General features: G+C 73.7%; 8 protein-coding genes. 3 read left to right on the forward strand and 5 right to left on the reverse strand.

Annotated features, from left to right (window positions below; genetic code table 11):
• Positions 1 to 12 precede the first annotated feature (12 nt).
• From ACFYOS_RS03340 to mfd, 4 genes are all read right to left on the reverse strand, one after another.
• Positions 13 to 1632: a DUF885 domain-containing protein gene (locus ACFYOS_RS03340; RefSeq protein ID WP_387135619.1), complete on the reverse strand. Its 1620-nt coding sequence runs from the start codon at positions 1630 to 1632 to the stop codon at positions 13 to 15.
• Positions 1633 to 1729: 97 nt separating this feature from the next.
• Positions 1730 to 2731 (reverse strand): nucleoside triphosphate pyrophosphohydrolase, encoded by a 1002-nt coding sequence (locus tag ACFYOS_RS03345; RefSeq protein WP_387135621.1) that lies wholly within the window; start codon positions 2729 to 2731, stop codon positions 1730 to 1732.
• Positions 2732 to 2733: 2 nt separating this feature from the next.
• Positions 2734 to 3531, reverse strand: a complete 798-nt coding sequence (locus ACFYOS_RS03350) for a hypothetical protein (RefSeq protein WP_387135623.1) — start codon at positions 3529 to 3531, stop codon at positions 2734 to 2736.
• A gap of 95 nt (positions 3532 to 3626) precedes the next feature.
• Complete coding sequence (gene mfd, locus ACFYOS_RS03355) at positions 3627 to 7283, reverse strand: transcription-repair coupling factor (RefSeq protein ID WP_387135625.1); 3657 nt, start codon at positions 7281 to 7283, stop codon at positions 3627 to 3629.
• Between the two features lie 135 nt (positions 7284 to 7418).
• Here mfd and ACFYOS_RS03360 point away from each other — a divergent pair, with 135 nt between their 5' ends.
• A complete protein-coding gene (locus tag ACFYOS_RS03360) occupies positions 7419 to 8339 on the forward strand; it encodes a helix-turn-helix domain-containing protein (RefSeq protein ID WP_387135627.1) in 921 nt (306 codons plus the stop codon).
• A 256-nt stretch (positions 8340 to 8595) separates the two neighbouring features.
• Here the strand turns inward: ACFYOS_RS03360 and ACFYOS_RS03365 are convergent, their stop codons facing one another.
• Entirely contained in the window at positions 8596 to 9636 is a 1041-nt protein-coding gene (locus ACFYOS_RS03365; RefSeq protein ID WP_387135629.1) for a S66 peptidase family protein, read from the reverse strand.
• An 86-nt stretch (positions 9637 to 9722) separates the two neighbouring features.
• Here ACFYOS_RS03365 and ACFYOS_RS03370 point away from each other — a divergent pair, with 86 nt between their 5' ends.
• Positions 9723 to 10778, forward strand: a complete 1056-nt coding sequence (locus ACFYOS_RS03370) for a hypothetical protein (protein ID WP_387135631.1) — start codon at positions 9723 to 9725, stop codon at positions 10776 to 10778.
• A gap of 124 nt (positions 10779 to 10902) precedes the next feature.
• On the forward strand, positions 10903 to 13689 hold the full coding sequence (gene ppc / locus ACFYOS_RS03375) for a phosphoenolpyruvate carboxylase (RefSeq protein WP_387135633.1): 2787 nt from the start codon (positions 10903 to 10905) through the stop codon (positions 13687 to 13689).
• Positions 13690 to 13722: the final 33 nt, after the last annotated feature.

Genomic DNA, 13722 nt, shown 5'->3' on the forward strand with positions numbered 1-13722 from the left:
GGGGGCCCTTCCTCACACCCCCAGCAGCGTCCGCAGGTGGCGGGGTGGCGGGCAGTCGTGCGCCAGCATCGCGTCGTGCCACTCGCGTACCGACACCCCGTCGGGACGGGAGCGGGCGATGTCGGCCAGCTCGCTGTAGCCGACGAAGTAGGTGGAGAGCTGGGTGGAGGTGAGCAGCGCCCGCCGCCACTTGCCGGCCGCCTCGCCCTCCTCCTGGAAGCCGCGCCCGGTCATCAGCGCCATCGCCTCCACCTCGGGCAGCTCCTCGCAGTGCACCAGCTGGTCGAGCAGCGCGTTGATGGTCATCCGGAGCTGCATCTTCAGCTGCTGGAGCCGGACCGGCAGGCCGCCGAAGCCCAGGCCGGCCATCAGCTCCTCGGTGTAGACCGCCCAGCCCTCGACGAACACCCCCGACTCGGTGAGCGGCCGGACCCGGGTGGGGCCGGCGTACCGCCGGGCGTGGGCGAGCTGGAGGAAGTGGCCGGGCATCGCCTCGTGCACGGTCAGGTTCCGGATCATGTGGTCGTTGTACTCGCGGTAGAACGACTCGACCCGCTGCGCCGGCCAGTCCGCCGGGGTGGGCGCGATGCAGTAGAAGGTCGGCACGTTCGCCGTCTCCAGCGGACCCGGCGAATCGCAGTAGGCCACCGCCACGCCCCGGGCGAACTCCGGCATCTCCTGGATCACGCACGGGTCGTCGACCAGGCTGACCAGGTCGTGCGTGCGGACGAAGTCGGTCGTCTCGTCGAGGGTGACCGAGGCGAGGTCCACGATGGTCGCGTCGTCGGGGTGCTCGGCGGCGAGCAGGTCGAGCGCCCGGCGTACCGTCTCGTCGTCGGCCGGGCCGCCGACCAGCCCGACGGCTGCCTCGCGGATCTCGGCGGTGACCCGCTCCAGGTTGTCCCAGGCCCGGCGCTGGACCTCGGCGGCGCTCAGCTCGGTGTCGAGGGTGTGCCAGAGCCGCGCCTCCCAGCGCCGCCGGCCCAGCCGGGGGTCGCGCCCCGGGCCGGCGTCGGCGGCCAGGCCCATCCGCAGCCAGGCCACGAACTCCTCCAGCGCGGCGATCGCCGCCGTGGCCGTCGGCTCGACCCGGTCGAACAGCGCCGGCGCCTCGGCCAGCAGCCCCGGCAGCTCGTCGCGGATCAGCGCCGCCGTGCCGGTGAACTGCCCGACCGCCGTCTCGGCGTGGATCCGCGGCATGTCGCGCAGCGTCGCGCGCGCGGTGGCCAGGGCGTCCGGTACGGCGGAGAGCCGCCCGGCCAGGCTCTCGAGCCGCACCTCGGCGGGCGCGAACGGGCGGGCCAGCAGGGCGTGCAGCAACGGGCCCGGGTTGTGCCGCAGCGGATCCCACTCGTGGGCGCGGATCTCGGTCGCCTCGAACAGCCCCCGGTCGACCATGCTGCTCAGCAGCGCGTGGTCGACCCGCTCCTCGACGTCGAGCGAATCCGGGTCGATCTCGGAGAGCGCGTCGGCCGCGTCCCGGAGCATCGCCTGGTCGGCGGCGAGGCCGTCGGCGGAGAGGTCGGGCAAGCGGTCGTCGTAGCGGTGGTCCCCGGCCGACGTGGCCAGCCCCGGCCGGCTCTCCAGCAACGCCTCCACGATCCGCTCGGCAAGCGGCACGAACTCTTCCATGCCGAAGACCCTACCGATCGCCCGGCGCCCCGGCCGACTGCTTTTGATCAAGAAGGTCGCGTCGGCGGACGTCCGGCTCCCGACGCAGACCTCCTGGTCAGCTCGGCCGGTCGGGGTGGGCGGCGCGGGCGGCGGCCTCGGCGGCGCGGACGGCCTCGGCATACGCCAGGGTGGCGCGGCGGAGAGCGGCCTCCGGGTCGATGCCGGCCTGCCGCGCGGCGGCGACCGTGGCCAGCAGGCCGGCGCCGAGGCGGGCCTCCGGGTCCACCTGGGACTCGGCGAGCGGCGGGGGCACGGCCAGGCCGATCCGGGCGGCCCGGTCGAGGATCTTCGCGGCCAGGGCGAGGGCCGGCTGGCTCATCGCGATGCCGTCCAGCACCGACTCGCGGGTCTTCTCGGCCCGCTTGATCCGCTCCCAGTTCGCCTCGATCTCCTCGATCGACGCGGCCTCGGCCCCGGAGAAGACGTGCGGGTTGCGGCGGACCATCTTGTCGACCAGGCCGCCGGCCACGTCGTCGACGGTCCAGCGCTTCCCCTCGGGCAGCTCCTCGGCGAGCCGCGCGTGCAGCAGCACCTGGAGCAGCACGTCACCCAGCTCCTCGCGGAGCGCGTCGGTGTCGTCGGCGCTGATCGCGTCGTACGCCTCGTAGCACTCCTCCAGCAGGAAGCCGGCGAGGCTGCGGTGCGTCTGCGCGCGCTTCCATGGGTCGCCCCCGGGAGAGGCGAGCCGGTCCATCACCTCGACCGCGTCGAGCAGCCGGGCGCCCGGCGGGTCCCAGGATCCGTACATCAGCTCCAGCTCAGCCAGGCCCGGCTCGCGGGCCAACCGCAGCCCCAGCTCCCGGGCGAGGGCCTCGTCGCCGGTCGGCCCGGCCAGCCAGACCGCCGCGCCGCGCGCCGCGACCGCGTCGAGCAGCGCCTGCGTCGCGCCCTCGGTCAGCACGGTCACCTCGGCGCCCGCCGTGCGGACCACTGCGGTCAGCTCGCTCTCCGCGCCGGCCAGCACCGGCGCGGAGCGTACGACGTCCCAGGCGGCCGCGGTCAGCAGGCCGGCCGGCAGCCGGGGCGAGGTGACCAGCAGGACGATCCGTGCGGTCATGCTCAGGTGGTGGCCGGGCCGGTCGACGGGTTGGCCTCGGTCGAGTCGGTGACCTCCGGCTCCGGGGTGGAGACGTCGGTCACCTGGTCCGCCCCGTCCACGTACGGCAGGTCGTACAGGCGGATGTTCTGCAGCTGGAACAGGGCGGGCACGGCCAGGGACGGGTAGCGCGGGTTGATCCGGACGTCTTGCCGGTCGACCTCGGCCTTCAGCGCCTCGCTGAGGCCGACCACGGCCGAGACCTGAGAGGCGATGGACGGGTCGGCGAAGGCCTGCCGCTGCTCGTCGGCGGACCAGCCGGGCGGGGCCACGTTCGCCTTGACCAGCGCGCCGTACACCGCAGTGCGGTCCGCGTCCGTCAGCTCCGCCTTCGGCAGCCCTTGGCCTAGCGCGCCGAACATGTTGTACCACTCGGCGGCGAGGCTCGCGTACTCGGTGTTCGGCACGTTCAGCGCCTGGCCGATCTGCGCAGCGCTGATCTGGTCGGGCACCTCGAGCTTCTTCTCGGCGACGATGCGCTTGCCCAGGTCCAGACCGACCAGCACGTTCACCACGTCCTGCCCGTCCAGGTCCAGCTGGCGCCGCTCGGCGGGCACGGTCTGGCCCTGCTGCTCGGCGGCCTTGACCACCCCTGCGTAGGCCTGCGCGGCCTCGGCGCGGATGGCGTTGACCCGGTCGATCGAGTAGGAGGTGTCCCCCACGTACGCGGCGACACCTGGGGCGGACCGGGCGCAGGCGGCGAGAGAGAGCACAGCGAGGGCCGCGACGCTGGCGGCGGCGGTGAGACGGCGAGCACGCATGACGGCCACTCTCTCACGCCCGGTACGGGGTTGTGACGCCGCCCACCTCACCGCGCACCCGCCCCGGCCGGCTGGGCCGTCGCCGGCTCGCTGCGTCATCGTCCGCTCGCCACTGCGGGGCTGGCAGAACCGGCCAGCTCCTGGGGCTCGCCGAGGACGTCGGAGAGCAACTGGGCGCACCACTCCAGCAGCGCCTGGTCGCGCAGCGGCTCGCCGCCCACCCGGCGGGTGTTCGGCCGGGGCACGCTGACCTGGTCGAGCGCCTGCTTGTAGACCGAGTCCGGGTGGTAGCGCTTGAGCCGCAGCTGCTTCGAGTCGGGCAGCGGCAGCGGGCCGAACCGGATGTGCTTGCCCTGCAGCGAGACGTCGGAGAGGCCGTACCGGCGGGCCAGCAGCCGGAACCGGGCCACCGCGACCAGGTTCTGCACCGGGGCGGGCGGCTCGCCGTACCGGTCGGTCATCTCGGCGACCACCTCGCGCAGCCGCTCCTCGTCGCGGGCCTCGGCGAGCTTGCGGTACATCTCCAGGCGCAGCCGCTCCACGCCGATGTAGTCGTGGGGCAGGTGCGCGTCGACCGGCAGGTCGACCTTGACCTCGATCTCCTCCTCCGGGTGCTCGCCCTTGAACGCGGAGACCGCCTCGCCGACCATCCGGACGTAGAGGTCGAAGCCGACGCCCTCGATGTGGCCGGACTGCTCACCGCCGAGCAGGTTGCCGGCGCCCCGGATCTCCAGGTCCTTCATCGCCACGTACATGCCGGCCCCCAGCTCGGTGTGCTGGGCGATGGTGGCCAACCGCTCGTGCGCGTTCTCGGTGAGCGGCCGGTCCGACGGGTAGAGGAAGTACGCGTACGCCCGCTCCCGACCCCGGCCGACCCGGCCGCGGATCTGGTGCAGCTGGGCCAGGCCGAGCAGGTCGGCCCGCTCCACGATCAGGGTGTTGGCGTTCGGGATGTCGATGCCGGACTCCACGATGGTGGTGCAGACCAGGACGTCGAACTCCTTCTCCCAGAAGCCGACCATGACCTTCTCGAGCGCTTCCTCGCTCATCTGTCCGTGCGCCACCGCGACCCGGGCCTCCGGCACCAGCTCGCGGATCCGCCGGGCCGCCTTCTCGATCGACTCGACCCGGTTGTGCAGGTAGAAGACCTGGCCGTCGCGGAGCAGCTCGCGGTGGATGGAGGCGGCCACCTGCTTGTCGTCGTACGCCCCGACGAAGGTGAGCACCGGGTGCCGCTCCTCCGGCGGGGTGGCGATCGTGGACATCTCCCGGATGCCGGTGATCGCCATCTCCAGCGTGCGCGGGATCGGGGTGGCCGACATGGCCAGCACGTCGACCGACGCGCGCAGCGTCTTCAGGTGCTCCTTGTGCTCGACGCCGAAGCGCTGCTCCTCGTCGATGATGACCAGCCCCAGCTGCTTGAACCGGGTGGCCGACTGGAGCAGCCGGTGGGTGCCGATGACGATGTCGGCGGTGCCGTCGGCGACCATCCCCAGGGTCTGCTCGGTCTCCTTCGGCGTCTGGAACCGGGAGAGCTGCCGGATGGTCACCGGGAACTGGCCCATCCGCTCGGCGAAGGTGTTGTAGTGCTGCTGCACCAGCAGGGTGGTGGGCACCAGCACGCCCACCTGCTTGCCGTCCTGCACCGCCTTGAACGCCGCGCGGACCGCGATCTCGGTCTTGCCGTACCCGACATCGCCGCAGATCAGGCGGTCCATCGGGACGGTCTGCTCCATGTCCCGCTTGACCTCCTCGATGGCGGCGAGCTGGTCGGGCGTCTCCTGCCAGGGGAAGGCGTCCTCCAGTTCCCGCTGCCACGGGGTGTCCGGGCCGAAGTTGTGCCCCTTGGACGCCTTCCGGGCCGCGTAGAGCTGGATGAGCTGGGCGGCGATCTCGCGGACCGCCTTGCGGGCCCGGGCCTTCGACTTCTGCCAGTCCGAGCCGCCCATCTTGTGCAGGGTGGGCTGCTCGCCGCCGACGTAGCGGGAGAGCTGGTCGAGCTGGTCGGTGGGGACGAACAGGCGGTCGCCGGGCTGGCCGCGCTTGCTCGGGGCGTACTCGATGACCAGGTACTCCCGGGAGGCGCCGTTGACCGTGCGCTGCACGAGCTCGACGTACCGCCCGATGCCGTGCTGCTCGTGCACCACGTGGTCGCCGGCCTTGAGCTCCAGCGGGTCGATGGTGTTGCGCCGCCGGCTCGGCAGCTTGCGCATGTCCCGGGTCGAGGTGCCCCGGCCGCCGGTCACGTCGTTGCCGGTGAGCAGCACGAACCGGGACGCCTCGTCGACGAACCCGGCGGTCAGGCAACCGCAGGAGACCAGCAGCTCGCCGGGGGCGGGCGCGGCCGGCACCTCCTCGGTGAGCCGGGCGCCGAGCCCGGCGTCGCGGAGCACCTCGACGGCCCGTTGGGCGGGACCGTGCCCCTCGAAGACCAGCGCGATCGACCAGCCCTCGCCGGCCCAGCGCTTCAGGTCGTCGACCACCCGGGCGGTCTCGCCGTGGTAGAGCGGAGCGGGCTGGGCGGCCAGGGTCACCGCGATCGCATCGTCGGGGGTGACGTCCACCTCGCTCGGCTCGTCCTCCCAGGGTTGCCGGGCGGGCACGGCCTCCGCCTCGACCAGGCCGAACGGCGCGAGGGTCCACCAGGGCTGGCGCCGACCCCGGGCCGCCGTGCGTACGTCCGCCAGGGTCCGGAAGGCGGCGGCGCCGAGGTCGACCGGGGCCTGGCCCCCGACGGCGGCCGCGGCCCAGCTGGCCTGGAGGAACTCGTCGGAGGTACGGACCAGGTCGTGTGCCCGGGTGCGGATCCGCTCCGGGTCGCAGAGCAGCACGTGCGTGCCGGCCGGCATGCAGTCCAGCAGCAGCTCCATCGAGTCGGCGCCGATCAGCGCCGGCGCGAGGGACTCCATGCCCTCGACCGGGATGCCCTCGGCGAGCTTGTCGAGGATCTCGGCCAGCTCGGGATGCTCCTGGGCCAGCGCGGCGGCCCGCTTCCGGACGGACGGGGTGAGCAGCAGCTCCCGGCAGGGCGGCGCCCAGAGCAGCGGGACGCCCTCGATGGTGCGCTGGTCGGCGACGGCGAAGGTGCGGATCTCCTCCACCTCGTCGCCCCAGAACTCGACCCGGGACGGGTGCTCGTCGGTGGGCGGGAAGACGTCCAGGATGCCGCCGCGCACGGCGAACTCGCCCCGCTTGGTGACCAGGTCGACCCGGGCGTACGCCATGTCGATGAGCCGGCGCGCGACGTCCTCCAGGTCCGCCTCGTCGCCGGCCGCGAGCTGCACCGGCTCCAGGTCGCCGAGCCCCTTGAGCTGCGGCTGGAGCAGGGACCGGACGGGCGCCACGACCACCCGCAGCGGTCCGGTGCGCCCGTGCGCGTCGGCCGACTCGGGGTGGGCCAGCCGGCGCAGCACGGCCAGCCGCCGCCCGACCGTGTCGGAGCGGGGCGAGAGCCGCTCGTGCGGCAGCGTCTCCCAGGACGGGAAGACCGCGACCTGCTCCGACGGCAGCAGGCTGCCGAGCGCCGAGGCGAGGTCGTCTGCCTCGCGGGTGGTGGCGGTGACGGCGAGCACGGGCCGCCCGGCGCCGCCGGCCGGCTCGTCCGCCGCGACCGCGGCAACGGCGAACGGGCGCAGCGCGGCCGGCGCGGTGAGGTCGAGGCCGTCGACCTGGGCGGCACCGGAGCGCGCCAGGTCACGCGCCCGGGCGAGCGCCGGGTCGGCCAGGGCGGCGGCGAACAGTCCGGTGAGCATCAGTGATCACTTCCCCGCGAATTGCACACGACGATCACCCCTCGTCCGGCCTGGACGGGGGGTGCCCGGATCGACACTATCTCTTCGGGGGAGCGTTCGGCCGCCGCGCCGACGACGAGTGCCGGAGGAGACGTCATGCCCGTCGAGGGAGTCGGCAGTGATCCGCGCCGCAAGACCACGCCCGCCCGGTGGCGGGTGCTCGGCCACCCCGACGGGATGCTGATCTACCAGGTCCGTTGCATCGTCGAGAACCACGGCTGGACGGACACCGTGACCGACGACCGGTACCAGGTCTTCCTCGGGCGGTCGGGGGCGTACCAGCGCCGGGTCAACGGGCGCGGCGGTGTCTCGGACGCCACCTCGATCCTGCTGACCCGGCCCGGGGACGAGATGGCGGTCGCCCACCCGTACGGCTGCGGCGACTCGTACACCTGCCTCGAGGTCGCTCCCGAGGTGCTGGAGCGGCGGCCGGACGCGGCCCGCTGGTTCAGCGGGAACGGCTGGGACGGCAGCACCGACCCCTCGCTCGACCTGGCGCACCGCCTGCTGGTGGCGGAGTTCCGGCGCGGGCTGGACGGCTTCGAGATGGCCGAGCGGCTGCACCGGTTCCTCGGTCGCCTGCTGGAGCACAGCGCCCTGGCCGGCGAGGGCGGCGCCGAGGCGGAGCTGAGCCGGTCCGTGCGCCGGCGGCCGGCCACGCTCGCCGCCCACCGCCGGCTCGCCGACCGCGCCCGCGAGGTGCTGGCGACCTCGGATTTCACCCTCGGACTGGAGGAGGTCGCCCGGGCGGTGGGCGCCTCACCGCACCACCTGAGCCGGGTGTTCCAGCGGGTCACCGGCAGCAGCCTGACCGCGTACCGGAACCGGCTGCGCGTCCGGGCGGTGCTGGACACGCTCGCGGAGCCCGACGGGCGACCGCTCGGCGCCCTGGCCTCCGCGTACGGCTTCGCCGACCAGGCACACCTGAGCCGGGTGGTCCGGGAGCAGGTCGGGCACCCGCCGGCCCGGCTGCGCCGGCTGCTGACCCCCCGGGAGCCGGGCGCCGACGTGGCGTAGGCCACACCGGTCGCCGCATCCGCGCACATATCTTCAAGAAACCGGGTCGGGCCGGCCCGGAGGATGGAGCGCGTCAGCCCCGGCGGCAATGGGGGACGACAGGGGTACGCGGACCTGTTCGGGGAGGTCCGACGCCCCTCGCCGGGCCTTCGGGCGGCCCCACCCTGGGACGCCCCCACGGAGGTGCCGTACTCCCCCCAGGTACGGCACCTCCACCGTTCGTCCGGCCCGTCGGCCTGCCGGGCGTCCGCCGGATTCAGTACCGCACGGAGATCCGGCGCTCGACCGCGTCGACCCGGATCTCCCCGCCGTACGGGATGATCAGCTGCGGGTCGGTGTGACCCAGGTCGACGTCGAAGACCACCACCGGGTCGTCGGTGTACGGCGCGAGTGCCTTCGTGACCGCCTCCCGCTGCGCCTCGCCCCAGGCGAGCCGCTCCGCGAGCGGGTGCGGCTTGTCGAAGTCCCACGCCTTGGGGCGCCCGACCACGATCGCCGGGAAGGCCGACAGGAGCCCGCGCTCCCCCATGTTGCGGACGATCCGGAAGACCTCCTGCGCCGTGGGCAGCTCGTTGGAGGTCTCGACCACCAGCACCGACCCGGCCAGTGCCTCGGCCGACGGCACCCGGTCGGTCGCCATCAGCCAGTGGATGATCTCCAGGCAGCCGCCCCAGGTCCGCCCCCGCACCACCCGGGCGGGGCCCTGCCAGCGCCAGCCGTCGCCGGAGAACATCACCGGCTCGTCGGCCAGGGTCGCCGGGTCTCGCCAGTCGCGCGGCTCGTCCCCCCACTCGGGGGCCGGGGTCAGCTCGTACCAGCCGGAGGTGAACAGGGCGGCGCGCAGCGAGTCGAAGGTGAGCGGGTGGGGCTTGCCGGACCGCCCGAGGTGCACCAGCACCGATCCGCCGTGGTAGGCCACCATCCCCAGCCGGTACAGGTGGTTGAGGATGTTGGTGTTGTCCGAGTAGCCGTAGTAGGGCTTCGGGTTGGCCCGCAGCACCGCGTCGTCCAGGTAGGGCGTGACCGTGATCAGGTCGTCCCCGCCGACGGTGGCGAGCACGGCGGTGATGCTCGGGTCGGCGAAGGCGGCGGTCAGGTCCCGCGCCCGGTCCCGCGGGTCGGCCCCCATCACCCGGGTGGTCGGATACTCCACCGGCTCCAGGCCGAACTCCTCGCGGAGCCGGCGCAGGCCCAGCTCGTGCACGTGCGGGAAGAGACCCGGCAGGCCGGCGGAGGGCGAGACGACCGCGACGCGGTCGCCCGGCTTCGGCTTGGCGGGGTAGTTCGGCAACGTCATGAGCCGAAGCTAGCTGGCCGGGCCAGCGATTTCCGGCCCGGAGAAACCCCTCGGGTCGGGCATATCAGACCAATAGGCTGAGCCCCGTGGACGAGGAGGAGCGGGACCTTCCGGTACGCGACTGGCTGCCGCGCGCGGCAGCGCTGCTGGTCGGCACGCTCGCCCTGGCCACCGCATTCATCGCCGCCTACGTCGGGGCCCTGCACCAGCCCACCCCGCGCGACCTACCGGTCGGGGTCGTCCTCGGCGACCAGCGGGCCCAGGCGGTCATGGCCGCCGTCCGCGCCCGGACCGACAAGATCAAACCCATCGAGTACGACGACGCGGAGGCCGCCGACGACGGCCTCACCGCCCGCGAGGTGTACGCCGTGCTCTCCTCCGGCCCGGACAACGGGTTGCGCCTCACCACCGCCAGCGCCGCCTCGCCGGCCGCCGCGGAGGTGGTCACCCAGGTGTTCGGCCAGGCCGCCCGGCAGGCCAACCTGCCGTTCCAGGTCGGTGACGAGGTGCCGGTGGAGCGCACCGACCCGCGCGGCCTGGTGCCGTTCTACCTGGCGGTCGGCTACGTGCTGGGCGGCTACCTGGCCTCCACCGCGTTGGGCCTGAGCACCGGCACCGCCCCGGTGCGCCTGCCCCGCGCCGGGCTGCGGGTCGCCGCCCTCGCCGTGTACGCGGTCGTGCTGGGCGTCGTCGGCGCCACCATCGTCGGCCCGGTGCTCGACGTCTGGCACCACGATGTGCCGGCGGTCGCCGCGGTCGGCGCGCTGGCGGTCCTCGCCGCCGCGATGGTGGCTGCCGCGATCCAGGCCTGGCTCGGCCTGCTCGGCACCGGCATCGTGATCCTGCTGCTGGTGGTGCTCGGCAACCCCGGCTCCGGCGGCATCTACGCCCCTGAGTTCCTGCCCGGCTGGCTGCGCGGCATGCACCGGTGGAACGTGACCGGGCTGACCACCGACCTGATCAAGTCGGCGGTCTACTTCGACCGGCGGTCGACCGGCTGGGCGCTGACCGGACTGGCCGTCTGGGCCCTGGCCGGAATCCTCGGGCTGGTCACCGCGACGATCTTCCGCGCGCACCGGCGGGCGGTCCGCGCCGCCCGGGTCCGCCCCACCCTCTCCGGCGGGCCGCATGCCGATGGCTGAGCCGGTCCGCCCGCTCCAGGGTGCAGATCATCACGCGGTCCCCCTGCTGCCGTCGGGCCCGACGCGGATACGATCCAGGGAGTCGGACAGCGCTGTCCTTCGTACTCGCGTAAGGAGCGCACCCGTGACCGACCAGCACGACCACGACGGCCCGGACGCCGCGCTGCGGGCCGACATCCGCCGCCTCGGCACGCTGCTCGGGCAGACCCTCGCCCGGCAGGAGGGCCGCCCCCTGCTCGACCTGGTCGAGGAGATCCGCGCCCAGGTCCGCGCCGATGCCCCGGCCGCGGCCCAGCGCCTCGCCGGCCTCGACGTCACCACCGGCACCAAGCTGGCCCGGGCCTTCTCCACCTACTTCCACCTGGCCAACATCACCGAGCAGGTGCACCGGGCCCGGGACCTGCGCCGCCGCCGGGCGGTGCACGGCGGCTGGCTGGACCAGGCGGCCAAGATGATCGCCGAGCGTGGCGTGCCGGCCGAGGAGATCGCCGCCGCGGCCCGCCGGCTCGCGGTGCGCCCGGTCTTCACCGCCCACCCCACCGAGGCGGCCCGCCGCTCGATCCTGTCCAAGCTGCGCGCGGTCGCCGACGAGCTGGACACCGAGACCGCCAACGCCATCCTCTACGGGGCCAGCGACGAGGGGCCGGCCAACCGGCGCCTGGCCGAGCTGCTGGACCTGATGTGGCAGACCGACGAGCTGCGGCTGGACCGGCCGGACCCGACGGACGAGGCCCGCAACGCGATCTACTACCTGCGCGACCTGCACGCCGAGGCCGCCCCGCAGGTCCTCGACGACCTCGCCGACACGCTGCGCACCCTCGGCGTGGAGACCTCGCCGACGGCCCGCCCGCTGACCTTCGGCACCTGGATCGGCGGCGACCGGGACGGCAACCCGTTCGTCACCCCGGCGGTCACCCGTGAGGTGCTGCGGATCCAGCACGAGCACGGCATCGAGGCCACCGAGAAGGCGATGGACGAGCTCATCAGCGAGGTCTCCGTCTCCCGCCGGCTGCGCGCCGTCTCGCTGGATCTCTCCGCCAGTCTCGCCGCCGACCTGGACGCGCTGCCCGAGGTGGCGCCCCGGTTCCGCCGGGTCAACGCCGAGGAGCCCTACCGGCTCAAGGCGCGCTGCGTGAAGGCGAAGCTGGCCAACACCCGGGAGCGGCTGCGCAACGGCACCGTGCACGTGCCGGGGCGGGACTACCGGGGCTCGGCCGAGCTGATCGCCGACCTGGAGCTGCTGCGCGCCTCGCTGGCCCGCAACTCCGGGCAGCTCACCGCCGTGGGCCGGCTCGCCTCGACCATCCGTACGGTGTCCGCGTTCGGGCTGCACCTGGCAACCATGGACGTCCGGGAGCACGCCGAGGCGCACCACGCGGTCCTCGCCCAGCTCTACGGGGCCGTCGGCGAGATTTCCGACTACCCGTCGCTGAGCCGGCTCGAGCGCACCAAGCTGCTCGCCGACGAGCTGGCCGGCCGGCGCCCGCTCTCCACCCTGGACAGTCCGCTCACCGAGCCGGCGAAGAAGACGTTCGACGTGTTCGCGGCGATCCGGGAAGCGCAGGACCGGTTCGGCACCGAGGTGATCGAGTCGTACATCATCTCGATGACCCTCGGCGTGGACGACGTGCTCGCCGCCGTGGTGCTCGCCCGCGAGGCCGGCCTGGTCGACGCGCACAGCGGCCGGGCCCGGATCGGCTTCGTGCCGCTGCTGGAGACCCCGGGCGAGCTGAACGCCGGCGGCGAACTGCTGGACGAACTGCTGTCGCTGCCCGCGTACCGGGCGCTGGTGGCGGCTCGGGGCGACGTGCAGGAGGTGATGCTGGGCTACTCCGACTCCAACAAGGAGGCCGGCATCACCACCAGCCAGTGGTCGATCCACCGGGCCCAGCGTGCGCTGCGCGACGTGGCCGCCCGGCACGGCGTGCACCTGCGGCTGTTCCACGGTCGGGGTGGCACCGTCGGCCGGGGCGGCGGCCCCACCCACGACGCGATCCTGGCCCAGCCGTACGGCACGTTGGACGGCGCGATCAAGGTGACCGAGCAGGGCGAGGTCATCTCCGACAAGTACACGCTGCCCGCGCTGGCCCGGGAGAACCTGGAGCTGACCGTGGCCGCGGTGCTCCAGGCCACGCTGCTGCACACCGCACCCCGGCAGCCGGCCGAGATGCTGGAACGCTGGGACGCCACCATGGACGTGGTGTCCGAGTCGGCCTTCCGGTCGTACCGGTCGCTGGCCGAGGACCCGGACCTGCCGGCGTACTTCTGGGCCTCCACCCCGACCGAGCTGCTGGGGCAGTTGAACATCGGCTCCCGGCCGGCCAAGCGGCCGAACACCGGCGCCGGCCTGTCCGGCCTGCGGGCCATCCCGTGGGTGTTCGGCTGGACGCAGACCCGGCAGATCGTGCCCGGCTGGTTCGGCGTCGGGTCCGGCCTGGCCGCCGCCCGGGCGGCCGGGCTGGAGGACGTGCTCGCCGAGATGCACCGGAACTGGCACTTCTTCCGGACGTTCCTGTCGAACGTCGAGATGATGCTGGCCAAGACCGACCTGACCATCGCCCGCCGGTACGTGGAGACGCTGGTCCCGAGGAAGCTGCACCCGATCTTCGACAAGATCCAGCAGGAGTACGAGCTGACCAAGCAGGAGGTGCTGGCGGTCACCGCCTCGCCGGCCCTGCTGGACAACTCCCCGGTCCTCCAGCGCACCCTCGCGGTACGCGACACCTACCTGGAGCCGCTGCACCACCTCCAGGTGGCGCTGCTGCGCCAGTACCGGGACTCCGGCGCCGCCGGCCGCGCGGTGGCGACCGCGCCGGGCGGTCGCCGCGCCCCCAACGACAGCACGGCGCTGGAGCGGGCGCTGCTGACCACGGTCAACGGCATCGCCGCCGGCATGCGCAACACCGGCTGAGGCGCAAGGAAGGGCCCCCTGTTATCGCAGTTC

The organism is Micromonospora sp. NPDC005806, assembly GCF_042871425.1.
Taxonomy (GTDB): Bacteria; Actinomycetota; Actinomycetes; order Mycobacteriales; family Micromonosporaceae; genus Micromonospora.